The 25,880-nt window shown below is 40.9% G+C and carries 16 protein-coding genes; 7 read left to right on the forward strand and 9 right to left on the reverse strand.

Features of this window, described 5'->3' with window-relative positions:
- The first annotated feature begins 194 nt into the window (after nt 1-194).
- A complete protein-coding gene (locus IPL35_12220) occupies nt 195-1,799 on the forward strand; it encodes a T9SS type A sorting domain-containing protein (protein ID MBK8444127.1) in 1,605 nt (534 codons plus the stop codon).
- A gap of 58 nt (nt 1,800-1,857) precedes the next feature.
- Nucleotides 1,858-2,214, forward strand: a complete 357-nt coding sequence (locus IPL35_12225; GenBank protein MBK8444128.1) for a hypothetical protein — start codon at nt 1,858-1,860, stop codon at nt 2,212-2,214.
- 12 nt (nt 2,215-2,226) lie between these two features.
- On the opposite strand, the gene IPL35_12230 is transcribed toward IPL35_12225, so the two are convergent.
- The gene (locus IPL35_12230; protein ID MBK8444129.1) at nt 2,227-3,567 is read right to left on the reverse strand and encodes a UDP-N-acetylmuramoyl-tripeptide--D-alanyl-D-alanine ligase; all 1,341 of its coding nucleotides are present in this window, start codon (nt 3,565-3,567) and stop codon (nt 2,227-2,229) included.
- Between the two features lie 106 nt (nt 3,568-3,673).
- A complete protein-coding gene (locus IPL35_12235; GenBank protein MBK8444130.1) occupies nt 3,674-4,348 on the reverse strand; it encodes a hypothetical protein in 675 nt (224 codons plus the stop codon).
- A gap of 252 nt (nt 4,349-4,600) precedes the next feature.
- On the opposite strand from IPL35_12235, the gene IPL35_12240 reads away from it, so the two are divergent.
- On the forward strand, nt 4,601-5,023 hold the full coding sequence (locus tag IPL35_12240) for a hypothetical protein (protein ID MBK8444131.1): 423 nt from the start codon (nt 4,601-4,603) through the stop codon (nt 5,021-5,023).
- A gap of 80 nt (nt 5,024-5,103) precedes the next feature.
- Complete coding sequence (locus tag IPL35_12245; GenBank protein ID MBK8444132.1) at nt 5,104-6,096, forward strand: KpsF/GutQ family sugar-phosphate isomerase; 993 nt, start codon at nt 5,104-5,106, stop codon at nt 6,094-6,096.
- An 80-nt stretch (nt 6,097-6,176) separates the two neighbouring features.
- Here the strand turns inward: IPL35_12245 and IPL35_12250 are convergent, their stop codons facing one another.
- From IPL35_12250 to IPL35_12265, 4 genes are all read right to left on the reverse strand, one after another.
- Nucleotides 6,177-8,462: a hypothetical protein gene (locus tag IPL35_12250; GenBank protein MBK8444133.1), complete on the reverse strand. Its 2,286-nt coding sequence runs from the start codon at nt 8,460-8,462 to the stop codon at nt 6,177-6,179.
- 207 nt (nt 8,463-8,669) lie between these two features.
- Nucleotides 8,670-9,554 carry a DMT family transporter gene (locus tag IPL35_12255; GenBank protein MBK8444134.1) on the reverse strand — a complete coding sequence of 295 codons (885 nt, stop codon included), beginning with the start codon at nt 9,552-9,554 and terminating at the stop codon, nt 8,670-8,672.
- A 62-nt stretch (nt 9,555-9,616) separates the two neighbouring features.
- Nucleotides 9,617-10,645: a GTPase ObgE gene (gene obgE / locus IPL35_12260; protein ID MBK8444135.1), complete on the reverse strand. Its 1,029-nt coding sequence runs from the start codon at nt 10,643-10,645 to the stop codon at nt 9,617-9,619.
- Nucleotides 10,646-10,711: 66 nt separating this feature from the next.
- On the reverse strand, nt 10,712-11,290 hold the full coding sequence (locus IPL35_12265) for an adenylate kinase (GenBank protein MBK8444136.1): 579 nt from the start codon (nt 11,288-11,290) through the stop codon (nt 10,712-10,714).
- A 591-nt stretch (nt 11,291-11,881) separates the two neighbouring features.
- Between IPL35_12265 and IPL35_12270 the strand changes: the two genes are divergently transcribed.
- The 3 genes from IPL35_12270 (at nt 11,882) to IPL35_12280 (ending at nt 20,941) form a co-directional block, all read left to right on the forward strand.
- On the forward strand, nt 11,882-12,175 hold the full coding sequence (locus IPL35_12270) for a hypothetical protein (GenBank protein MBK8444137.1): 294 nt from the start codon (nt 11,882-11,884) through the stop codon (nt 12,173-12,175).
- Nucleotides 12,176-12,213: 38 nt separating this feature from the next.
- The gene (locus IPL35_12275) at nt 12,214-19,998 is read left to right on the forward strand and encodes a T9SS type A sorting domain-containing protein (GenBank protein ID MBK8444138.1); all 7,785 of its coding nucleotides are present in this window, start codon (nt 12,214-12,216) and stop codon (nt 19,996-19,998) included.
- A 169-nt stretch (nt 19,999-20,167) separates the two neighbouring features.
- Entirely contained in the window at nt 20,168-20,941 is a 774-nt protein-coding gene (locus IPL35_12280; protein ID MBK8444139.1) for a molecular chaperone Tir, read from the forward strand.
- Here IPL35_12280 and smc read toward each other — a convergent pair.
- The 3 genes from smc to IPL35_12295 form a co-directional block, all read right to left on the reverse strand.
- Entirely contained in the window at nt 20,938-24,513 is a 3,576-nt protein-coding gene (gene smc / locus IPL35_12285; GenBank protein ID MBK8444140.1) for a chromosome segregation protein SMC, read from the reverse strand. The two genes, IPL35_12280 and smc, sit on opposite strands and share 4 nt — an antisense overlap.
- 197 nt (nt 24,514-24,710) lie before the next feature.
- Nucleotides 24,711-25,484: a DUF3078 domain-containing protein gene (locus IPL35_12290; protein ID MBK8444141.1), complete on the reverse strand. Its 774-nt coding sequence runs from the start codon at nt 25,482-25,484 to the stop codon at nt 24,711-24,713.
- Nucleotides 25,391-25,798 (reverse strand): hypothetical protein, encoded by a 408-nt coding sequence (locus IPL35_12295; GenBank protein ID MBK8444142.1) that lies wholly within the window; start codon nt 25,796-25,798, stop codon nt 25,391-25,393. The genes IPL35_12290 and IPL35_12295 overlap by 94 nt, the downstream gene beginning before the upstream one ends.
- Nucleotides 25,799-25,880: the final 82 nt, after the last annotated feature.

Genomic DNA, 25,880 nt, shown 5'->3' on the forward strand with positions numbered 1-25,880 from the left:
TCGTTGATGTACTATACAAAGATATAGAAATTTTAAAAAAACAATGTTTGAGTAAGTAAGATTTTATTTTTTAAACATAAAAAATCATATAATTTTACAATACCTTTACATTGTCAATTTCATTTTATATCATTTATTTATTGATTTTTCTTTACAATACCGGATTTTTTATGTTTTTCGTACAAATGATTACAATGAAACGAGGATTTTTATTTCGTGTAATACAACGTATAGCAATAATAAGCATAGCAATATGCGGATTTATTGTTTCCGGTGCAGCTCAACCGGTCGTTGCCGATATAGAGTTAGTATCTTTTGAAATGCCGGATACCATCGCTTTGGGCTGTGATGTGCCGATGAATATTACGCTGCGCAATAATGACAGCGACCCTGTTCTACTGTCGGAATACACACTTAAATACTTTATCAGCAACCAAGAGCCGCCCGCCGACCCCACCATCATTAGTCAAAGTAATTATGATATTCCTTTGGCACAAAGGTATTTGCTACCCGGACAAACAGTATCCTATCAGCGTTTTTTGCCCGTACAAAACCCGCTTTTTACAACCGAAAACAACGTAGCTCTACAAGAAAATGTAATTATTACCTGGGGAACGGGAGCTTTATTAGACCCCGAAAAACCCAACAATTATGCTATCAAAAAAGTATATATCAATACCCAATCTACCATAGAATACGACCTGCCGCCTGTGCCAGAAGAGCCTGATTTTTATCAAATAGAATTTGACGATGTGCCGGAAGAAATAGAAGAATTTGTAAATATTTTTTGGGAAGTGAACGATGAAGACAGTATTGATGTATTTGTGCAGCAGTATTTTTCCGATATTTATTTCTGGCTAGAAAATACAGAGGAAAACGTATGGTATAATATCAGTGCCAGTGGTAAGCCGCTTTTCGAAGCACCCACTCCTTCCTTCAATGGCATTATTTATTTGCCCAATTATATTCAGTTTCAATTGCAGCAAATGGGATACGACAACATTAACACGGGCGAAATTGTCGTTTTTCAAAATATACTCCCTCTGATAGCAGTTTCTTTAAACGACAGCACCACGTTGTATTACGATTTACAAGGCGAGTTTGGCAGCGAATCTTTAGACTATTTAGATGAACAATACCACCAATGTATGCAAGAATATGAAGATTATTTGGAATTTATCTATGAAGATTTATTTGATAATGCAATAATAGACAGTATTTTGATACAATCTCAACCCGAAGATATGTGTTTTGGTCAAAGCATGGTTATGCTCAACAATGGTGCTACATTGGAAGTAGATGAATATGGTGATTTGGTATATTATATACCGCCGTCCGGCATACAAAATGATATTCCTTTTGAAGAGTTGCCCGATTATGCTGCCCAATATATACAACAAAATGCACCGCAACTTATCAATGAAGCCACCTTCGTTGTGAATAATACCCTACAATGCTCCGTAGCCATAGAAGTTGTAGTAGAAAATGAGCCTGTAATTGCATTTGACACCAACACAGAAACAGTGGTATATGATGTATTGGGCGATGCACACAACGATTGGGCAACAGAAATAGGAATAAGCCCAAATCCGGCCACTGAATATATTGTTTTACCGCAAAGATTCTATACTTTTGCCGAAATTTGTGATATAAACGGAAAAGTACGCGGTATATATAACAATACTGATAATCAGCAATATATAGATGTAAAAGAATTAACGGCAGGTATATATTTTGTAAAAATCTACACCGAAAGTACTTCTGTTTATCCGCTTGTTTATAAATTTATCAAACAATAACTTAAACGTAAATTTACCTTTTTATTAACACCCAAAATCATTATCATTTTATCATTTTATGAACAAAAAAATCGTATCCTTAGCGGTGGCTTGCTTTGCCGTTTTATTGGCTGCTTGCGAAAAAGAACCCCTCACCTACGATTGCACCGGACTTACGCCCACCTACACTACAGATGTAAAACCTTTAATGGATACTCACTGTGCGTATTCGGGTTGTCATAACGCCACTTCCAAAGCTGATGGCAAAGATTTGAGTACCTACACTGCCGTAAAATCCGTTGCCAAAGACGACGACTTTATGGGAAGTATGCAGCACTTGCGAGGCTACGAAAAAATGCCACAAGGTGCTTCAAAATTAGACGATACCAAGCTCAAAACTATTTCGTGCTGGATAGAAAACGGTATGCCGGAATAAAAAAGAATATTTTTATGCTTGAAAATGCGCCTGCACAACTTGCAATACTTTTTCCATTTTGCTGCCGCGCGAGCCTTTCAATAAAATCAGTATTTCAGTAAAATTTTTCTTCAATAAGTCCTTTGCCGCCTCGTCGCTGTTTTCAAAAATATGAAATCCGGCTACAGGCGGCAATTTTTTAAAACCACCTCCAACCAACGCCACATACTCCAAAGGAATCGTTTGAAGTTGTTCCACAATTTTTTGATGCTCCTCTGTGCTGTAATCGCCCAATTCGAGCATCTCGCCCAATAATACCGCTTTGTGCGGGTGCGGCAAGAGCGCAAAATTATCCAAAGCAGCTTTCATACTCGTAGGATTGGCATTGTAGGCATCTACCACCATCTGATAGCGATTATCATTAAACGCCAACCATTGAGAGCGTTGATTTTGGGGCTGATATTGAGCTATTGCTTCGTTGATATGCGCCGTATCTGCGCCAAAATGCACCCCCACCGCCACGGCTGCCAACACATTATTCAAATTATAATCGCCAATAAGTTGGGTTTCAATGAGATGTTCGCTGTGCGATACGGCAGAATTTTTCCATTTTACCCGTAAAAAAGCAGCAGCATTATTAGGGCTGTCGGAGACGACTTCGCCTTGAATGTGGCAATGAGGGCTGCTGCCATACAGCAGGCAAGGCACATAATGTTGAGCCAATTCATACACGCGGCGGTCGTTTTTATTGACAAATAAAACACCTTGTTTGTTTTTTACTGCTTCAAATAATTCGCCTTTGCCGCGCTGCACTCCTTCTATACCTCCAAAACCCTCCAAATGTGCTTTGCCGATACCGGTGAGCAAACCGTGCGTAGGCTCGACAATTTGGCAGAGTTGAGCAATTTCGCCGCCGTGATTTGCGCCCATTTCTATAATAGCGATTTCGCAGTCGGTGGGCATAGCGAGCAAAGTGAGTGGCACGCCGATATGGTTGTTGAGATTGCCCACGGTGGCGTGGGTGCGGTAGCGTGTGCGCAAAACGGCGTTCAGCAATTCTTTGGTCGTTGTTTTTCCGTTGGAGCCGCTGATAGCCAAAACAGGAATGGAAAAACGGCGGCGGTGATAATTTGCCAGATTTTGCAAAGCCGCCAAAGTATCATTGACCACAATATAATGTTCGGAAACAGCAATGGCGGCATCATCAACCACCACTGCCAATGCCCCTTTTTCCAAAGCGGCGGCGGCATAGCGGTTGCCGTCAAACAGAGTGCCGCGCAGCGCAAAAAATAATTGTTGGGGCTGCACATTGCGGGTGTCGGTGCTAATACCTTTGGATTGCAGAAACAATTCGTACAGGCGGCTAATTTCCATTGAAACAAATGGGTAATAATGATAAAAAAAGCGATAATAACAGCCGAAAATTTATAAAAAAAACCGCTTTATATCGCTTTTATTAGGATGAAAAATAATTTTTTGCTTAAAACATAATAAAACGTCTGCCTTTATAGCAAGTGCTTTTTCCTATCATACCGATTGCCCAATCTGCTTCCAGCACTACTCGCATAGACAGTGGCGTATAAGGCTCATAAGTTTGATAAGGTACATAAGCCGGAGTGTCAATGCTTTTTCCTTCATCGTTTAAAATATCCTGAAATAAATATTTAAAACGCACCCCCGCATTGAGCGAAAAACGGTCGTTGCCCACCAAGGCACGCCCCAGCCCGAAAAGTACGCCAAAATGTTGTTTTTTTACATAAGTTTCATCAATCATACTATACACCGGACCTATTTCTACATACCTTCCCAAATCGAGATTGCGGTAAAGCAAGCCAATATCCAGAGATTGATAGGAGAAAGTTTTAGTAGTATTGGTGCTTTTATACAAAAAATCCTGACTAAACTTTGACGACATTACATCAATACTCACAGAATTTTCATCACCGATATTCAAGCCAAATTTACCGCCCACGTCAAACCCGTGCGAAAAACGATAAACATAATCTTTGTCGTTGAAAACATTTTTGTTGATGAGCAAATTAGGTCCCCAACCTGCCCGTACTGTCAAATCGAACCAAGTTTGGGCATTTGCATTTATATTACTGAATATGCATACAAAAAATACAAAGAAATGAAAAGTAAAATAGCGCATCATAAGCAATAAATATATTTTATATTAAAAAATTGAACAAATATAATTGATTTAAAACAGACAGTATATTATTGTTCTGCATAAGAGTTGTTGTGTATCTATGATACGTCAAAAAGTCAAAATGTTTTCAATCAGGAGGCAACCTTATTTTTTAATGGAACGTTCATAGTGAAAGATAACAGATGAGTATAAAGTATAATTATGAAGATAAGGGCTGTACATATTTTTTTTATTATTTTCAGTTGTTGTGTATTGATGCTGACAGCCTGTAGTAATGATGAAGATATTTATATTACGGGTGATCCTTTTAACAATAAGCCACATATATCGGTAAAAGCAGCTACTCCCAATCCATTGCAAGTGGATACCGACTCGCTTACATTGCTCATTCATTATTTTGACGGTGACGGCGATTTGGGTACTACCGACACCGCCGCACACACTATTTTTATCAGCGACAGTCGTTTGCAAAACGACATTAAAAGTTTTTATATCCCGCCTTTAGCTCCAACCGACCAAAAAATAACGATAGAAGGAGATTTGAAGGTACAGATAAAAATGAATTTGTTGGATAGCAGTGTTGCTTCAGAAGAAGCCATTATTTCGGTGTGGCTGAACGACCGCAAAGGCAATGAAAGCAATGTTGCGGTGTCGCCCACTATTGAATTGCTACGATAAACAAAAATTATACACTTTAAAATGTCGTAAATTTGCCCTTGCTCTTAAAAGAAAAAGAGTACAACACGGCGATATTTTTTATGACAACAACTGTATTATCAACACTGCATCGGCGTATTTTACAAAGTGCCTATCTGACGATAGAAACCGAAGCTGCCGCTATTTTACATCTCAAACAACAAATTAGCGAAACTTTTGTGCAAGCTGTCTATTTATTGTCGGAATGTAAAGGGCGGGTCATTGTTACGGGGGTGGGCAAAAGTGCCATCATTGCTCAAAAAATTGTAGCCACACTCAACTCCACCGGTACAGTAGCGGCATTTCTGCACGCTGCCGATGCACTCCATGGCGATTTGGGAATGGTGCAGGCACAAGACGTTATCATTGCTATATCCAAAAGCGGTTCTACGGCGGAGTTGCTGGCGTTGGCTCCTTTTTTAAAAAGGAACGGAAACTTGCTCATTGCTATAGTGAGCAACGAACACTCTAATCTTGCCAAATATGCCGATTGCGTGCTGCTTGCCAAAATAGAACGCGAAGCCTGTCCGAATAATTTAGCCCCCACTGCCAGTACCACGGCGCAATTGGCAATGGGTGATGCCTTGGCGATGTGTTTGCAGGATTTAAAACATTTTACGCCGCAGGATTTTGCTTTCAATCATCCGGCGGGTGCTTTGGGCAAGCAATTATATTTAAAAGTAGAGGATTTTTATCGGCATCAGGCGAAGCCGCAGGTATTGCCCACTGCCTCTTTGCAGGAGGTAATCGTGGAAATATCTTCAAAACGTTTGGGGGCGGTAGCGGTAGTAGAAGAAGACGGTATCTTGGCGGGTATTATCACCGATGGCGATGTGCGGCGTATGCTGGAGCGTAGTTTAAATGTTGAAATGCTGCAACTTCGGGCGGAGGATATTATGAATAAACAGCCAAAAACCATAGAAAACGGCACAATGGCGGCAGAGGCACTGAATATTTTGCGGCATCATAATATCAATCAAATAATAGTGGTGCAGGATAAAAAATATGTAGGTATGATACACCTGCACGATTTGCTGCGCGAAGGTTTGGAGTAGCGATACAAAAAAATAAAGTTGAGAACCGCATACTTGCAGTTCTCAACTTTATGAAAAAAAATAAAACGGAATAAATATTTCTATTTCACCATTATTTTTACAGCTTGTAAAATATTTTTATTACTGAATTGTATTACATACAAACCACTGCTCCAAACAGCCGGAATGGTGAGCGCAAAATTTGCACCTGCGGCAATATTCTTCTGCTCATATACAACATTACCCAAAATATTTAAAACACGCATTTGTTCAAAAGTTTGATTGCTGTCATTGCAAGCGTTCAGATACAAGGTTTCGCCGCGTTGCAAGGTGCTGGGTGTCACTTTTATGCAAGTTGCCATATTATTATCGGCAAGCCCACTGATAAGCACGCTTTCGGAGCTATATCCGCAGCCGTTGGCATCTAACACCGAAGCAAAGTATTCGCCGGCGGGCAATGTTACAGGATTTTCCATCACACCATTTGACCAAAACACCTGATAAGGAGCAACGCCGCCATTGATGTTCGCCGTAAGTTGATTATTGCTTTCATTATACTGTACATTTACTTGCAAAGGTGCGGGTTCACTGATGGTAAAATGATAATCTACCTTTGTATTTTCGCTATCCTGAACGCTTACGCTGTAAGTACCTGCCGTTAAATTTGCAATACCCGAATCGGTGCTGCCAGTTGACCATTGTATGGTATAAGGCTCTGCGCCGCCCTGAATATTTTGTAAGAAAATAGAGCCTTCCGCATTACCCGCACACAACACCTGATTAACGGTAATATTCTGAGCATCAATTACTTTAAACGCCACATCATAAGTGCAGCCCTTGGCATCTGCAATAGTAACACTCTGATTACCGGTAAAATCATACTCCGTTTCTTTGGCAGTAGCACCATTCGACCATTGAATTACATAAGGCGGTGTGCCGCCGCTGATTTCAACACGGTGGTTTTTACTATTGCTGTCGCGGCTCACGTTTGCCTGCAAGGTTTCAGGCTCATCTAAATTGATTTTAAAAAGTTGTGTATTGCCTTCATTATCAGTCACTTGTACCTGATATACACCCACCGTCAAATCATTTTTTGTATTCGTTCCGGCTTCGCCATTCCAAGTGTAGGTATAAGGAGCAGTGCCACCGCCGATGTTTAAGGTAATAGCACCTGTGCCGCCTTTGCAGGCGATTTCGTCTATATTAAGATTGCTAAGTTGAAGGGGAGAAGCAGACGTAGTATAAAAAAAGTTGGTACTGGAAGTAAGCGGGCAAAAATTACCATCATTATATACAGCTACTTTCCAGTAATATTTTGTATTGGGCGCAAGACCACTCAAATTGTAAGAAGTATTGTCGGTGAGAATATCCAATTTGTAGCCGATGGCAGGCGCATATACATATAAATTGTAGCGATTGGCGGTAGGAACTTCTTTCCATTGCAATTTTACCGAAGTAGCTACACTGGAATCCGTATTGGCAGGATAATACAAAGCAGATGCTATTAAATCATCAAATTGTAATACTTGGTTGCTGTTGAGCAAATAATTTCTTTCCTGATTCAGATTTGCTTTAATAGCTTGTATTTGTTGATTGCTGAAATAGGTTTGGCAGGCATCGTTAGAATAAGACATAAAGAGTTCGCCATCGGGCTGATAAGGTTCTCCGGTGGGGTCTTCGTAATCCTGATTATAGGGGCAATTCCAACGGGCAGAGATAAAGTCGGCGGGCGTATCGCAAAAACCATCGCCGGCATCGTTGCAGTTGGCATTAGGACCGGAGCGGGCTACATTTTCAATACTCCAGGAAGAGGGCGGGTCGCTGGGGGTGTGGTCTTCCCAGCCATTAAAAGTATGCGGCATAGAAAAATAATGCCCTAACTCGTGGGTGAGCGTAGAAGAACCCGTAGCCGAGCAACTCTGTGCCACTGATACGCCATCGCCCCAGGGCGAATAATAACCGCAATTGCCCGCAGGGTCATCTACCACAAATATATTTACCGCACTACTTACACCCGATTGCATCATATCAAATGTATCTCCAAAAGTATGCTGATAAAAAGTAGAATTATTGACTTTAATAATATCGTTATCATTCAAGAAAAACTGAATATTTAAAGGGGCATAATTTTTATTCAAATCACATATCATTTGCAAAACAGAAGTGATGGCAAAGTGCATTTTACCATCAGAAGTTCCGATATTATGCACCTGAACGGGTACATATTGAATTTCATCTAAGCGAAAACTTTCCGGTTTTTTTTGAAAGTTTTTTAACCACACTCTTTGTTCTTGCGACAACTGCGCTCCGCAAAAATTTTTTTCTTGTGCTACTACACTTAATTGTATAGTGCCCAATATCATCAACCACAATAAGGAACGTTTCATGTTCAAAAATTAAAAAAATATAAAAATGATAATTTTACAATATAAAAAAACAAAAATAATACAGAAGTTAAACAAGAATAAAATTTAATAGAAATTATTTAGAAAATGTCTAATAAGTATCACTTCAAAGATAAAATCTTCTGTAAAACAGTGTTTTTAATGAGTTGCCATCAAGGTTAAAAAAACTTATAGACCGTAAAAATATTTTTACTTGTTTGAAATATAAATACCGAAAATAATACAGCCAAAAGCGAGTAAATGCCACCACATTAAAATTTCGCCGTCAGCCACCCCCCACCCCAAAGCTACCAAAGGCATCATATAAGTAACCGAAGAGGCAAATAAAGCGGAGGTTCGTTGTGCAATTCGGAAATACAACACATTTGCCAGCGCAGTACCAAAAAAACCCAAAAATGCCACAAACCACAAACTTATACGAATAGAAGGAACAGTAGTGTAGGTATGTGCAAAATTGCTCAATAGCAGATAACTCAATGCCGGAATAAAGAGCATCAGCATAGATACGCAGGTAATAACAGGTGCGGATAAATGACTACAATATTGTTTTACGGTATTTACGCTGATTCCATAACAAAAAGTAGCGATGATTACCAACAAAGCGTATAAATTATTATTGCCGGCAGTGCTGATGTGGGTAGAGGAACTTTGTGCAAACACAATTTGCAATGCACCCGCCAAACCCAACAAAACACCCAATAATTTGTTTCGTTGAAAAGAAACTTGAAATAAAGCAATGCCTATCAAAAAAGTAGAGAGCGGTGTAAGTGCATTTAAAATACCCGCCAGCGAGCTGTTGATATGCGTTTGAGCAATTGCAAACAATATAGCCGGAATTCCGCTTCCTGTCAAACCCACCACTATCAAATATTTCAAATCTTTCATTTTTACGCTGCGCACCGCCGTATAAAGTAAAGGTGACAAAGCAAACCCCGCCATCACCATACGAAGTGCCGCCAACTGCAAAGGAGCTAATCCCTGATGCAATGCTTTTTTCATTAATATAAACGAACTTCCCCAAATAAATGCCAACAACAGAAGTGTAGCATAATCAATAGCTTTCGGCTTGCCCATTTCAATACAGTATGTGTATAATTTTGATATATATAATATATATGTGCGCGGTCATTAAAATATTACGGCTCAACTAAATCGTCATCAATAGAAAAATAAGATTGTTGCAGGGTATCCCACAAAATATCTTTCAATTTAGCAATGCCTTCGCCGGTATGTGCCGATATAAACAAAAACGGAATATCTTTGGGCAGATGCTCGGATAATAAAATTTTGAGTTCGGTATCTATCAAATCACTTTTGGTAAGTGCCAATACTCTTTTTTTGTGTAAAAGTTCGGCATTGTGCTCTTTACACTCATTCAGTAAAATGTCGTATTCCTGACTGATGTTTTTAGCATCGGAAGGAATCATAAAGAGTAATACGGAATTGCGCTCTATATGGCGCAAAAAGCGCAGCCCCAAACCTTTGCCCAAATGTGCACCCTCAATAATACCCGGAATATCTGCCATTACAAAAGAGCGGTCGTCGTGATAACTCACAATACCGAGTTGCGGCACAATGGTAGTGAAAGGATAATTGGCGATTTTGGGTTTGGCGGCACTCATCACCGACAGCAGCGTTGATTTTCCGGCATTAGGAAAACCCACCAACCCCACATCGGCAAGCACTTTGAGTTCGAGTATTTTCCATTCTTCACGACCCGGCTCGCCGGGCTGTGCAAAACGCGGCGTTTGGTTGGTAGGCGTTTTAAAGTGGCTGTTACCCAAGCCGCCCCGTCCGCCGTCAACCAAGATTCGGGTTTCATCGTGGTCAAGGATTTCAAATACAACCTCTCCGCTTTCGGCATCTTTTGCCACCGTACCCAAAGGCACATCAAGTACAATATCTTTGCCGTTGGCACCGTTGGAATTGTTACTGCTGCCGCCTACGCCATCGCCTGCAATAACGTGTTTGCGATATTTGAGGTGGAGCAAGGTCCAATAATTGCGGTTGCCGCGCAAAATAATATGCCCGCCCCTGCCTCCATTGCCGCCGTCGGGTCCTCCTTTGCGGGTGGTTTTGTCGCGGTGCAAGTGCATAGAGCCGGCACCGCCTTTTCCGGAGCGGCACGAAATCTTTACATAATCAACAAAATTACTTCCTTCCATAAAAAACTATAAAAAAATAAAAAAAAACGCAAGCAACGGAAATTTTTAAGATTTCGTTTTTGTTGCTTATACGCAGGCATTAATCTCTGTTTGCAAAGTTTGAGTAATATCCTCAATGTTGCCCTCACCTTCTATCAAAGCCAACTTATTTTGTTGGGCATAATAATCGGCTACGGGTTGAGTACTTTCACGATATACACTCATTCTGTTTCGAATGGTAGCTTCGTCATTATCGTCCGTTCTGCCAGAAGACTGCCCGCGCAACAAAATACGTTTTACAATTTCATCATCGCTGATTTTCAACATCAATACGCGATCAATTTTAGAGCGATGTTTTTCCAACAGCGCATCTAATGCCTTAGCTTGAGCAATAGTTCGTGGAAAACCGTCAAAAATACAACCCTTGATATTGGCAGCCAAATGATTCAACGCATTATCAATCATACCAATAACCACGGCATCGGGCACCAAAGCACCGGCATCAATAAAATATTTGGCTTCCATACCCAGCGGCGTTTGTTGTTTGATTTCATGGCGCAACAAATCGCCCGTTGAAAGATGTTGGAGTTGGTAATGTTGGCAGAGGATTTGGGCTTGAGTCCCTTTTCCGCTTCCTGGAGGACCAAAAAGTATAATATTAAGCATAATAGAAAAGAATAAACAAAATTTTAAAAATGAAATAAAAATATAGTACTTTATATAATAATAATCACTAACTTTAAGTGTCAAAATAATACTAAATAGAGATGCCGCCGCAAATATCTATAATATCCTTATAATACATCGGTAAAAGTTTGGCTTAAAGATTGATATACTGTATATTGTAAGCAGGATTAGACAAAATAATTGGCAATTTTGCAAAAAAATAAACAAAAAGAAAAAATGTATGTATTTTTGCCGTCTAAACGCATAAACATGCTTATTTTTTAATTTATTTTAATTAAATAAATACAGTTTATTTGTTTTTAGTTGTATCTTTGTCACTTGAAATATGTCATAAAAGGCAATTTTTCAACAGACAAGATAAAGTAGCGACAAACATCGCTACATATATATATTTAGTATGGCTGTGTTTTATATAAAAACATGAAAAGATTTAGGTCTTGATTTTGCTGCAAATAAGTAATTTAAAACAGCACAATTAAAAACGAGAAGAGAAGATATAATTAACTATTCAATAAAAATCAAACAATTGTAACCAAATTGATTTAAACTAAATTAATTTAAATGAAAGCAATGAAAAATGCCTTGAAACTTTCGCTTGGAGCAGCCCTCGGATTGGTGCTGTTTGCCGGAAGCCTGTCAGCGCAAGAAGATATTCTTGCCACCATTAAAGGACAGTCGCTTCAACAACGTCTAACGTCTATAGATGGAGTATTTGACACGTATCTTGATGAGAATACGGGCAACGACTATCCAGTAGCAGTGTATGAGAAATTGGTAAAACATGTACTGTTGCAATCGAACACCATGCCAGCGGCTTTGGTAGATAAAGCAAACAGCGTGTTATTTAAGTTGAGAAATGATTAATTGAAAACTAAATTAAAATAAACTTTAAATTTTAACCTATGAATTTTCCAAAACTAACGCCTGTGATTATGCGGATGATGCTTGTAGCTATTGTCTGCTTGTCAGGTTGGGTGGAGGTTCTCGGGCAAACAACCGTGAGTATAGGAGATGCTCCTGTTACTTTTACAGAAGATTGTTATGCCAATAGTGAGGATCAAGACCTGACTTACTGTGTGTCAAACTCTTCTACGGAAATTCTGGTGGTGGATATCGAGGCAATCAACCTTGAATTCGCTTGGGATTTCTTAGATGTATGGTTTGCTAGTTCGAACCCCGGTAGTTTTACTGCCCCTACCTATGCTGGTTGTTTTACCGGTACAGAGGCGGGCGGCAATGCTATGTTTTACGCCAACTGCGCTTTCCCTGGAACCCCTTACGAGGATTTGCTTTTAACTTCGGAAGCAATCGTTGATGCGGCTACCGGCGACACTATCAGTACTTTAGGCGTATCTGACGGTTCTGGTTGTATTACTTTTAACTTATTCTCGGATTTCACTATCGCTTGTAGCACAAGTGGAACTGGTTTGGTATCTCCGAGCGTAGCCTTTACTGTTTCAGCATTATCCGCTACAGAGTGCGGTGATCACAGTGTAACTATCGGTGAAGACATTACTGTGTGCGAAGATCAAATTCCTGCTGGGGGTTATAACTTCGTACCTGTTGTAACAGCTGATACTTCGGGTGGTTTTATTCCGCCTGCTCCAGATCCAAATAGTGGTACTTGGAGTTCTAACCCAGTATTAGGTACTGCCGATTTTACTCCCGGTACCAGTGGTGTGAACTTTAACCCTCCCGGACCTGGTGTTTATACTATTAATTATTCAATAGTATATAACAACTTAGCTGGTGATCCTAGTTGCGTTATCGGTGATCAAGCTATCGTTACTGTTTTAGATGATGATGATGCTTTTATCACTGGTATCCCAGGTCCTGTAGTATGTAGCGATGGTGATGCTTTCGTTATTACTTGGGGTCCTCCAACAGCTAATTATGTAATTACCGGACCTAACGGATTTATTTCTACAACACTTACTAATATCAACCCTGCAACATTGCCTGCTGGTACATATAATGTATTTGTAGAATTAGACCCAACTGTAAGTTGTGCCACAGCTTCTAATGCAACAGCTACATTTATTATTATTGATGCTGAAAATACAGGAGCTTTCTCTAAACAAGATAATTTCGTTTGTCAATCAGAAACTGATTTCTCAATTGACTTAACTGAATACTTGCAAGATGGTTCAACTATAGTAAACGGTGGTACATTAACAATGGGTGCCTTGCCTCCAATGATTACTGAATTGGATTATGCGCAAGAAACTCCAAATGAACAAGATTTTGTAGAAGTAACAGTTCCTGCTGGTACTGATTTGTGTGATTATGCTTTATATTTCTATGAAAGAAAATCATTCAACGCTGACGCTAATAGCACAGTAAATTACAACTTACCTGGTAACATTCCAATTACAGTTGGTAATAATAGTGGTGCTATGTATCAGCCTACTACAAAACCAGATCCAGATGATTTCCAATATCGTTTATGCGATTTACCTCAGTTGAATCCTGGTACTGAAAACATTGCTGCTTCTAACGGTATCGTTTATGAAGCTTATGCTTTTAGCTTTACTAACATCAAACCAGGTCCTGCTGCTATCGCATTAGTATATGTAGGTACTGAAGAAGGTATTACGAACGAAAACCCTGGACCAGATGATGTAATACAATTCCTTGGTTATGGTTTCAACGATGAATCTACCAACTTAGGTATATTCACTGGTTGCATGGGTCCTGCTCGTGGTTTAGTTTCTCACGATATTAACGTTACAGAAACTCAAAACGGCGGTCGCGGTTATTCTTTGCAATTTACCAATGCCGGTTGGGTTGTTCCAAACGTTGACGATCCTGAATTGAACTATCCTGCTTTACCAGATCCATTCAGCACTCCTCCATTCCAACCAATTCCTGGTTATTTGGGCGAGCGTTGGACTCCGGGTTCTTTGAACTGGGGCTTGACTGGCGATTCTCCTGCTGAAGGTGATGGCGGTGCAGATGCTTTATATTGGAACTGGATTGCTCCAATGGGCGATGTATTAATGTTAGGTCGTTTGGATAGAACTTTATTTATCGGAGGTCAAACTATCGTAGTTGAAGAATTTGATCCTGCTACAGGTGACCCTGCTGACAACGATTTAGTTGAATTCTCTTGTGAAGTTCCTACTTACACTATTCCTTTCAACTATGGCATTTTAGCAAACGTTCCTTGCGTTCCTGCTGACCAACTCGCTACTCAATTTGATTTGACTGTAATCATGGACGTAGAAGACGATTGGATGTCTCCAATGGTTGTTTGCGAAAATGCAGATCCTATCAACTTAACACACTTAATTTCTGATGATGTTCAATGGATTCAACCCGTACACAAACAAGTTGAAATTACAAAAACAGAATCTTTAGAATTAAACAACTATCCTGCTCCTTTCATTTCTGAGTTCCTCTACAATGATTACGGTGCTAATAGTGCTTCTGTTGATGATCACTGCGTAATTTATAACTATATTGACTTGAATGACTTGAATGTGAATAACAGCCCAACAACTGCCCGTGGTACACAACGTTTCTGCGAAGGTGTTGAGATTTCAGGTTTGACAGGTACTGATTTGTCTTGCTATGCTTTGGTATTCTACGACAGAACAGAAATCAATGCAGAAGTTGATAATGCAGGTGACAGCGTGAAATATGCTTTGATGTATGATGTAAACTATATCAACGGTCAAGGTTTGCCACAAAGCACTGACGTTCAAAACGCCGGTGACGACTTCTTGGGTTGTCCTTGGGGTGGTAACAACTTGATGAGATTGTATGGTAACATTGATACAGATGAGTGCGGTATTGACTACGACGAAGATTTGGCAGTAGATCCTACTCATTATCAAACTAACTACAGCACAGGTACAGCCAGTGGTGCGGGTACATTTATCACTGCTCCTATCACAAACGGCAACCCTGACCAAGTATTCACAGATTTGTATGGTAATCCTTACACTTCATTTATCAATGATAACCCAATCTTCAACCAAGGTGTTGTTGATGCTGGTTGGATCACTAACTACAACGGTCCTTCTTTAGCTCTTGGCGGCGGTGGTGACTTCACTAACGCAACAGGTAGCTGGAACTTAAACGGTAACCCAGATCCTACAGTATCTGCTTTATGGGAAGATGCTAACGGAAATGGTTTGTTAGATGCTAACATTGATATTTTATTGACTCCATTTGATGCTGATGAAGACGGTACTCCTGAATTTACAGCTATTGATGGTACTGATGGTTGCACATACTTAGATGATTTCTTTGTATGGGAACAATGCGAAGATGCACCAACTTCTGATGATAATATCTACACTGGTACAACTTATAGCTGTTCTTCTACAGGTCGTGAATATGTAGGTGCTCGTTGGTTCCCTATCGCTAATATCCACGATGGCACAGGTGCTATCGGTTTAGTAAATACTTGCAACTGCGAATTACTCGACTTTATCTCTTACGGTCCTCAAGCTGACGATATGTTGGTTGCTTCTGCTTCTGACTTTAGTTTGGCTGGTCCTTTTGCTGATAAAATGCCAGACCCAGCTACTGATGTAGAAACTGCTGATTATGTTGATCAAGATCCAGGTGGAACTGGTTACAGCAATGGCGATTTGCAATCAGTACAATTGATTGTAGATGGTGCTACTTCAGCTGATTTATTCGGTGACGAATTTGCCGGTGGTATTTGGATGATTGCTGACGGTGATGAAGATACTGATGATCGTTTTGCTGGTGTTCCTGAATCTCCATTGAACTACGATGGTAGCGGTAACGATTCACAACCATTAAGCAACACTATCGGTTACTATAACTGCGCATTAGATCCATCTATCGCATTCCCAACTCCTGCTTGTGTAGAAGTTGATTTGCGTAGCTGTGTTCCTGATAACTTCATCGTTAGCAACTTGTCTGTAACAGCTTCTGTTGCAAACGCAGCTGCTTATCAATGGATTTTGGGTCATAACGATGGTTTGACTAACTTCCCACTCTATTACAACTTCGCTTGCACCAACTTAGTAGCAACTACACAAAACCCTGCTACTGTTCCGCCTCCGGGCTTCGTTGGTTCTGGTGTTGGTACAACAAGCACTCCTGCTTTCTTGAACAACCAAACTAACACAGTACTCTTAGATGCTATCCAAAGCGGTTGCTCTTTGGGTGATGGTAACGTTGTAAACAATACAGATGATGCAGATTATGATGGTTACTATGACAATTGGGAATACAACTGCGAAAGCACTGATGAGTGCATCGATGGTGGTGTTGAAAATTGCTTCCCTGGTGAAAGATTCCCTGGTATAGATCCTGAAACAGGTGCTGATACATATACTATCAACAACCCTGGCGACTTCTTCGAAGGAAGATGCTCACAAGGTGCAGAGAAAGTATATAAATTCTGCGTAGTAGGTCACCCTGTAGGTGGTAGCGAAAACTACACAGCTACATTGACTGTAAACTTGACCATTGACCAATGTGCTCCTATCGGCAACTGGAGTGGTAAAGGTGTAGAATTGTATGATGTTTCTGACTTCGATTTGTATGATCCATTCCCTCAACATCACGGTTGCGACTATGTTCCTGCTGAAGAAGCTCCAGAACAAGAGTGCGATGATGATTTAGAGTGCTTGTGGTTATTCAACCCTGCTGCTGAAGATTGCTACGGTTACAACACTGGTGGTGGTCCTGGTTCAGGCGTTGGCTTATCTGATTGCAGCCCTGTTCAAGTAACTTACAACACTGCTGTAGCTCACGATATTCAAGACGATAATTCAGCTGATGATATGGTATGTTTAGATGATGACAACCAATTGGTAAGAACTCAAAACATTGCTGTAGTATCTGCTCACATTGCTGACTTGATCGAAGACCAATCATACTGCTTGAGCGATTTGCAAGATGGTTTGTTCGGTGATGGTATTGATTTAACTGAATTCTTGGCTGATTGCACACCTGCTGACGGCGTATTCAACGTAATAAGCAGCCCAAGTGCTAACTGCTATACTAAATCCGGTTATATCTTCTATCCTGAATGTGTAGGTAGCTACTCTATCGAGCACGTTGTTTCTGGTAGCGGTTTGTGCGAAGATCGCGATACTATCGTTGTAACTGTAACAGAAGCTATCAGCACAGACTGGGCGTTTATCCCTGAAATTATGGTTGATGGTGAAGCTGCTACTGTATGTAACAATGGTGTAATGTACTTATACAACCCTGCTGACGAAGCTAACGACTTAGTAAATATTTCCGGTACTTCAGTAATCGGTACGCACGTTGAAACTGCAAGTTTCTCAGTTCCTGCTGGTGTGTTCAACACTACAGGTAGCGTAACAGTATCTGTTGATCCTGCTGATATTCCTTGTGGTGCTGAAATCGCTGACGTTCGCGTAACTTGGGTTTATCAAGGTGGTGCGTTCGGTGATGCTGCGTCATTCTCTGTATCTGGTCCTGCTGCATTCGGTACTATCGCTTCCAGCAACGGTCAAGCTACTAATGACAACGCTTCTGGTTCTGCCAGCTTTGACGACTTCACTTGGAGCAAACAAGTATGGAACGGTACTTCATTTGAAACTGAAACTATGGAAGGTGGCTTAGGCGATTGGAATAGTTTGGTAGGCGATTGGACATTCAACTTGGTATCTGCTTCATTCCCTTGGAGTATCCAATTGATTGTAGAAGTTGATTATGTACAAGGTTCATTCTCTGGTCTTGGCGTAGATTACTTGGGTGATGGTGTTTACACGTTCAACCCTGGTTTGTATGACGGTCTTGAAATGTTCAACAACATTGAAATTACTTACGAATCTGGTTGCGGTGAAAGTTGTTCAAATGTAGAACCTGCTACTAACTTGATTCACGTTTCTAACGACTCTAGTTCACCAATTGTTGCTACTGCAGGTTGTCCTGACGCAAATGGTAACGTAGTTGTAAGTGTAAGCTACACAGGTGGTGGTACTTTAACTTGGGGTCCTAACAATATCCCTGTAACAGGTGGTTCATTCACTGTAAACAGCAACACTACAAATGCCGTAACTATTTACGCTGCTGAAGGTTTCTGCACAGGCTCAACTACTGTAACAATTAACGATCCTATCGTAGCAAGTGCTTCTGCTCCTGGTTGTGGTGATACTAACGTATCTGTATCTATCAACGGTGGTGCTGGTGCTCCTTACTACTCTTCAATTGATGGTGGTAACACTTGGTTGCCTGTTGTAAATAATGTAGTAGCTATCCCTGTAGGTGTACAAACTACTATTATCTTCACAGACGCTAGCCAAGATTGCTCCTCTAACCAAGTTGTAGTAACTGCTCCTACTATCACACCTGTAGGTACAACTGCTCCATTGGTATCTTGTAACGAAGCTGGAACTTCTGCTACTGTATCATTCTCGATTTCAGGTGGTGCAGGTGGTCCTTACTTCGTAAACGGTCAATCAGTAGCGGGTACTACCTTTACTGCAACCGGCGTAACCAACGGAACTTACACTTACACTGTAACGAGCGCAGCTCCTTGCTCTACTCCAACACAAGTAACAGTAACTGTGAACTGCATTATCAATGTGCCATTACAAGCACAAGACGACCAAGCACCTGCTCAACCTGTATGTCAAGCATTTACATTCAACAGCAGCTTCTTGCTCGGTAACGATAGCGGTAGCGATATTACTGTTCAATCAGTATGCACTACTTCTGCCAACGGTGGTACAATTATGAATAACGGTAACGGTACTTGGACTTATATGCCAAATGCTGCTAACTGTAACTCATTGGTAAATGACAGCTTCTGCTACACTATTGTAGATCAATTCGGTCAAACTGATGATGCTAATGTAACTATCACATTCGTAACAGATGGTGAAGAGTCTATAACAGCTACTACTGAGTGCGAATACGAAGACCAAAACAACACATTGCCTACTGGTAACTTCGACTTGACGATTACTATAATAGGTACTTGTAATGAGTACAATTGGGTAGATAATATAGGAAATGGAAGCGGTACTATCACAGTGAACGGTGGTGTAGGTATATTGCAGTTGAGTGATCTCGACTCTGACAATGGCGGTGGATATGACATCACTGTAACTAACACTTGCACAGGTCAATCTACTAACTTAGCAGAAACAGTTGATTGCGCTAAATCTACTTCTATCGACTTGATCAGCTTTGCTGGTGAAGCAGTAAGCAACGGTAACCAAATCGTTTGGGTAACTGCTACTGAAGTTGATAACGACTACTTCACACTCGAGCACTCTACTGACGGTACACACTTCGATGTAATTGCAACTGTTGATGGAGCCGGCGACAGCCAAACTACACAAGTATATAACTACTTGCACGGTACAACTGCTGAAGGCGTACACTACTACAGATTGTCTTACACTGACGAACAAGGTAGAGTTGTTGTTGTAGAGAAAGTTGTTACAGTAGTACGCGGCGATGCTCAATTCGTATTGGGTAACGTTTATCCTGTACCTTCTAGCAACGACTTGAATGTAGAAATCATTGCTCCTGCAGCTTCTGCCGTAACAATGAGAGTATATGATGTTACTGGTAAATTGGTAGATCAAATTGCTACAGATGTACAAGAAGGCTTCAACAAAGTTGTGCTTGACTTGAGAAAATATGCAGTTGGTAACTACTTCTTGACTGTAACTGACGGTAAAGACGTTCACACTACTAAGTTTATCAAAGACTAATTAGTGTTGAAATAGAATAAACAAAAGCCCCGCCCTAAAAAGCGGGGCTTTTTTATTTTTTATAGACAAAAGTTTTTAAATATTTACAGGGAATTAATACTTTGTATTTCTTGTTTTTTAATTCAATGAATAAAAATATTTTTCCTTCGTTTTATTATAATTATAGAATATGAAAACTTCTTTTATTTTTTATACCTTATTCCTCTTCGGTATTTCGTTGGCACATCTTTGTGCGCAGAACGACACGATCATTTATAAGCACGAGATACCCACTAAACCGAAAGACGGCTATATAATCGCCTATTTTTCGGGCGGTGCAAAGATGTTTGAAGGCACTTATAAAAATGGTATGAAAAACGGCATTGGGGCAATTTATGATGAAGGCGGTTCGTTGCGCTATCAAGGCAACTTCGTAAATGATGTAAAAGAAGGCGAAGGAGTGCAGCATTTTGCGGGCGGCGACCGCTACGAGGGTGCTTTTTCCAATAACCAATCTAATGGGCAAGGAACGTATTATTATGCTGATGGCAGCAAATATGTGGGTACGCACAAGGACGACAAATTTGAAGGCAAAGGGGCTTTTTATCGCACTGATGGCAGCCTGAAATACGAGGGTACTTATAGAGACAACGAATTTGACGGCAACGGAACGTATTATTATGAAGACGGCAGCCGCTATGAAGGCAGCTACCAAATGGGAAAACGACACGGAAAAGGAAAATACACTTATAGCGATGGCAGCTACTATGAAGGCGACTTTGCAAACGGTAAGCGCGAAGGCAAAGGGAAATTTGTATATCCTGACGGCGTAAAACGCTATGAAGGCTTATGGAAAGGCGACAAACAACACGGAAGCGGTATTTTGTACGATACCAACGGAAAAATAAAAAATCAAGGAGAGTGGCAATACGGACAGTTCCGAGGCAAAAGCGGCAACGATTAATTTTCTGTATTTAATCCGTTGAACTGCATTTCGTTGAAATTGGCAGCTACCGCCCTCGACACACCCTGCTCCGCCATCACAATTCCATACACGGCATCTACCTGCTCCATTGTATTTTTGTTGTGTGTTACCACAATAAACTGTGAACTGTCGGAAAAATGACGTATCATCTGACTGAATTTTCCTACATTGGCATCATCTAAAGGAGCATCTACCTCATCTAAAATACAGAAAGGGGCGGGTTTGAGCAAATACAAACCAAAAATAAGCGAGATAGCTGTAAGGGATTTTTCGCCACCGGACAATTGGTCTATGGAAGAAGGGCGTTTGCCTTTGGGCTTGGCGATAATGTTTACATTGCTTTCCAAAGGATTATCGGGTTGCGAAAGCGTGAGGTCGCAATCATCATCTGGGGTGAACAATTTGCGGAATACCTCCTGAAAATTGAGGCGCACCTGCGAAAAAGCACTCATAAACATAGATACTGCCGTATTTTCAATTTCTTCGATAGTATTGAGCAGCGATTGTTTGGCTTCTAAAAGGTCGTTGCGCTGTGCCACAATAAAATCGTAGCGTTCTTTCATCTCTTTATACGCTTCAATGGCAAAAGGATTAACTTCGCCGAAAGTTTCGAGGCTCTTTTTGAGGCGTGCTACTTCTTCGCGCAAGGCATCAACGGGCGGCAGTTCGCTGCTCGGCTCTTGGTTCATCAGTTCATTGATGTCCACATTAAATTCTATCGCCAAACGTTCTTTCAGCGACAGCAATTTCATCTGAATACGGTTGCTTTCGTCTTTGGCTTCTTGCAAAAGGGCATCAATTTGTTCTTTTTGGCGAAAAATCTGGCGCAAATTATCTTCGAGTTCATCGCTTCTGCCGCGTGCCGAAAAGTAGCGTATTTCGGCAGAATTTACCTTTGCCTCCAAAAAATCTTTTTCCTCATACAAATCCTTCAATTTGCCATCATCTTTTTTCAACGACTGCTCCTGTATTTCCACTTCGCGCTGCAAATCCTGTAAGAGTTGCTTATTGGCGGATAATTTGCTTTGCGTTTCGTGGCGGCGTTTTTGATAAAAATCAAAATTTTGATGTAAGGTGTTGATTTTATTTTGTTGCTGATGAAAATTCAGATTAAGTTCGTTAAACGCGCGGCTGCTGTTGGATACTTCTTGTTCTATATGATGAAATGAAGCACGAAAATCCTGCAATTCGGTTTGTGCAGCCTGACTTTTTTCCTTTTTTTCGTGTAATATCGTTTGAATTTCGTCTAATTGCAGTTGCAACTGCTTCAGTTTTTCAGATAAGGATTGCTCGCCCTGTGCAGCATCTGCAATAAAAGATTCGAGATTTTTGATAGTGGCATTGAAGGAAGCCATTTTATTGTCAAGGCGGTTGAGCTGTTCGCGCAGGAGTTGCAACGCCTTTTTTTGCGAAGCATTGCGCAAAGCGATGATTTCGTTATTTTTCTGCTCCAGTACCTGTTTGGTATCGCTGATTTCCTGCTTCAACTGTGTAATTTCCTTGTCCAAAGCCTGTAAATTCTGAACACGTCCTATTTTTTTTCCTTCAAAAGCCCCCACCGAGCCGCCCCATACAGCACCCGCTTTGCGACACCATTGCCCGTTTTGCGCCAAAAAAACGGCATCGGGATATTGCTGCGACAAAGAGAGAGCCTCCTGTTCGGCTTCGCAGATGAACACGCCGTGGAGCAGCGACCGAAACAGGGGTAAAAATTCGTTTTCGGTTTCTACAATATCCAAAGCCGCCACCGCTTTTGTATTTTCTTTTGGATAAGAAAGGGTAGGAGGTGCGTGGGTAATTTCGGGAGTGACGAAAAAGTTAGCTTTTCCTTTTTTTTGCTGAATGAGTAGCGTGACGGCGGCGTGGGCGGTTTCGAACGAAGGCACTACATAATAATTGAGGTAGGGCGACAAAAAATGTTCAATTGCCAATTTGTAGGGATCGGCACAGGTGAAAAGCTCCGACAACAAACGTGCGGCAGACGAATCGCCCTGCCAGCTTTTATTTTGTTTCAAGAATTTGAGCGAATCGGGAAAACCCTCCAAACTTTCCACCATACTTTTGGTGAGGCTGTATTCGTTGCTGCGGGCATCGTGGCGGCGGTGGAGCGTGGCGAGTTGCTCGCGCAGGGCAGCGATGTCGTGGTCGAGCGTGGTGAGTGAGGTTTCGAGGTGGGCTTCGGCTTCGGTGGTTTGCTGAATTTGAAGAGCCAACTCGTCTCTTTCTTTTTGAGTGCTGCCGCGATTTTCTTTGAGGGTTTCTAATTCCTCTTGTCTGCTTTCAAAGCGGAGGCGGTTATCCTGAATTTCTCGGCGGATATTATCGCGTTGAGCACTTTTTACGGCAACTTCTTTTTCCAAATGAAATACTTCATTTTCCGACTGCCGGAAAGTTTGCTCCAATTGAGCCAAACGTCCTCTTTTTTCCTGAAAAGCCCCCTGAATACGCTCGTTTTGCTCTTTGCTTTCTCCTAATTTTTCTATCAACAACTGCAAAGCATCTTCTTCGCGGTCTTGTTGTTTTTCTAAATAATCAATTTCTTGCTGAATTTTCAATATAAAAGCCTCATCATCATTGATTTGTTGCTGCAAAGTGTCTTTTCTTTCGCGGGCAAAGCGTATTTTTTCGGTCAAAATTCCTTTTTCACTTTCTTTATCACGGATTTGAGCCAAAAACACATTGAGTTCTTGTTGTACTTTGCTCAAAAACTGTTCTTTTTCAAGGAGGTCTTTTTTATGTTGTGCCAATTCAGCTTCGGCGGCTGCAATTTTTGCATCTTGTTCAATGCGTTTTGCCTGTTCAATTTCGCAGCGTTTTTGGATATTTTTATAAGCAACTTTGTGGTCGGTGAGGTTAAGATGCGCCAAATCAATGCTCATTTGCTTATAATCGCCCTGTAGTTTTTTAAAACGCTCGGCGCGTTTGGCTTGTTTTTCTAAGGTTTTGAGGTTGTTTTCAATTTCAGCCAGCAAATCTTCCACACGGCTCAGGTCGCTGTCGGTAGATTCAAGTTTGGAGAGGGTTTCTTTTTTGCGGATTTTGTATTTTGAAATACCGGCTGCCTGTTCAAAAAGGCGGCGGCGCAAGTCATCTTTATCGTTGAGAATTTCGTTAATCATTCCCAATTCAATAATGGCGTAGGAATCGCTGCTGATACCTGTGTCCAAAAAAAGCGCAGTAATATCTTTGAGGCGGCAAGCTACATCGTTGATGCGATATTCGCTGTCGCCATTGCGGTATAAAACACGGGAGATGGTAACAGAGCTAAACTCGGTGGGCAAGAGGTTGCGGGTGTTTTCAAAAGTGAGCGACACTTCGGCGCGTCCGGCACTGCTTCTTTTTTTAGTACCATTAAAGATGATATTATCCATTTTTTCGGAGCGTAGGGTTTTGGAGCGTTGCTCGCCCAGCACCCATCGAATGGCATCTACTACGTTGCTTTTGCCGCTTCCGTTAGGTCCGATGATGCCCGTTACATTTTGATTAAAATGGAAAACGGTTTTTTCGGCAAAACTTTTAAATCCTTTTATTTCTAAACTCTTTAAACGCACAATGTAGAAGGGGAGAAATGATAAAAGAAAGCAATTCAGGTTTTTTGAGATATTGGCAGCATCAAATAAGCCTGCAAAGATATAAAAATAAATAAGTTATGTGTAAAAAAGGAGTTTTTGAGTAAAAGTAAAAAGCGCGTCCTGTTTTGAGGCAGGACACGCTTTTTTTTAAAAAAAAACAGTAAAATGAAAAATAATTAGAAAGTAGCCGTAGCGGTAATACCAAAGATATAACGTTGTTGGAAATAGCTGGCATCTACGCTTTTAAGCACACCACCTGCTGCAGAGGTTTCAGTAAATTTAGAGCCATCTTGTTTAATAGTAGAAAACAAAGCACCTGCGGCATCTTTTACTTCATAAGTCTCATCGCCGGTTTTGGAGAGGGTGTTGCTACCGGCAATACCACTCAATATATTAGCATTGGTTTCGGGTTTGAAGTAGCGAATGCTGTAATCAAAACCCAAAGCAAAATATTTATTGAATTGGTAGCCGAACAAGTTTCTCCAAGTAACCTCGGGATTACTGAAGTCATCATAACGCGCCAAAACGTTGAGGTTGGAGTTCCATACCAAGTTTTTTAGCAAGTTGCGTTTGTAGTCGGCTACAAGTTTGGCACCGAAAGAAGATTTGAGGCTTTTATCGGGGTCAATATCAAAGCCGGGTTTCAAGTCATCATTGGTGCAGATAGTGGCAGCCCAAGTGAGTGGGTGAAACAACAAATAAAATCTTTCGTTGGGGCGGTAGGTAAGACCAACACCGGCGGTCATATAGGCAGGTTGCAAGAAGTTTTCAAAACTGCTGCGAAAATCCACCAAAGCAGAATAGGCTAACATGGGCGTAAACTTACGACCAAACAAAGAGCTGGCATAAATTTCATCTAAGTTAGCGGTGTAATCGTCGTTGTTTTGCCCTTCAATTTTTTGATAACCCAATTTGATATAGCCGTTATTGAGCCAAAATATCGGATCCATGTTGTAATCGGCGAATAAATTGAGGTTGCCGAAACGACACTGTTATTGGGCGTAGCACCTACAATCCAGTTGTCGTAGCCGGTCATTGTGAAACCCAACAAACCGGTACCACCGTATTTCCAACCGATTTTTTCTAAGTCAGCCAATTTAGTTTTAATGGCTTCCAATTCGGTGTTCAAGGGAGTGGCTTTTGCAGTGAGTTCTGCTTGGCGAGCTTTTAAATCGGATATTTTTTTTGCTATGTCTGCATCTTGAGCAAACAAAGTACTTGTGCCAAAAACGAGGGCACAAGCCCAGAGTACAATTTTTTTCATTTCTAATTTAAAAATGTGTTTTATGTGATTTTGTTTAATTATAAATAAATGATGTATAGCTGTTAAAGACCATATCAATAAT

Source organism: Sphingobacteriales bacterium, assembly GCA_016711285.1.
Taxonomy (GTDB): Bacteria; Bacteroidota; Bacteroidia; order Chitinophagales; family UBA2359; genus JADJTG01.

Bases quoted from the DNA above. Each gene is read 5' to 3' on its own strand.
- IPL35_12220 (MBK8444127.1), top strand. From the start codon at position 195: ATGAAACGAGGATTTTTATTTCGTGTAATACAACGTATAGCAATAATA.
- IPL35_12225 (MBK8444128.1), top strand. From the start codon at position 1,858: ATGAACAAAAAAATCGTATCCTTAGCGGTGGCTTGCTTTGCCGTTTTA.
- IPL35_12230 (MBK8444129.1), bottom strand. From the start codon at position 3,567: ATGGAAATTAGCCGCCTGTACGAATTGTTTCTGCAATCCAAAGGTATT.
- IPL35_12235 (MBK8444130.1), bottom strand. From the start codon at position 4,348: ATGATGCGCTATTTTACTTTTCATTTCTTTGTATTTTTTGTATGCATA.
- IPL35_12240 (MBK8444131.1), top strand. From the start codon at position 4,601: ATGCTGACAGCCTGTAGTAATGATGAAGATATTTATATTACGGGTGAT.
- IPL35_12245 (MBK8444132.1), top strand. From the start codon at position 5,104: ATGACAACAACTGTATTATCAACACTGCATCGGCGTATTTTACAAAGT.
- IPL35_12250 (MBK8444133.1), bottom strand. From the start codon at position 8,462: ATGAAACGTTCCTTATTGTGGTTGATGATATTGGGCACTATACAATTA.
- IPL35_12255 (MBK8444134.1), bottom strand. From the start codon at position 9,554: ATGGGCAAGCCGAAAGCTATTGATTATGCTACACTTCTGTTGTTGGCA.
- obgE (MBK8444135.1), bottom strand. From the start codon at position 10,645: ATGGAAGGAAGTAATTTTGTTGATTATGTAAAGATTTCGTGCCGCTCC.
- IPL35_12265 (MBK8444136.1), bottom strand. From the start codon at position 11,290: ATGCTTAATATTATACTTTTTGGTCCTCCAGGAAGCGGAAAAGGGACT.
- IPL35_12270 (MBK8444137.1), top strand. From the start codon at position 11,882: ATGAAAAATGCCTTGAAACTTTCGCTTGGAGCAGCCCTCGGATTGGTG.
- IPL35_12275 (MBK8444138.1), top strand. From the start codon at position 12,214: ATGAATTTTCCAAAACTAACGCCTGTGATTATGCGGATGATGCTTGTA.
- IPL35_12280 (MBK8444139.1), top strand. From the start codon at position 20,168: ATGAAAACTTCTTTTATTTTTTATACCTTATTCCTCTTCGGTATTTCG.
- IPL35_12290 (MBK8444141.1), bottom strand. From the start codon at position 25,484: ATGGATCCGATATTTTGGCTCAATAACGGCTATATCAAATTGGGTTAT.
- IPL35_12295 (MBK8444142.1), bottom strand. From the start codon at position 25,798: ATGAAAAAAATTGTACTCTGGGCTTGTGCCCTCGTTTTTGGCACAAGT.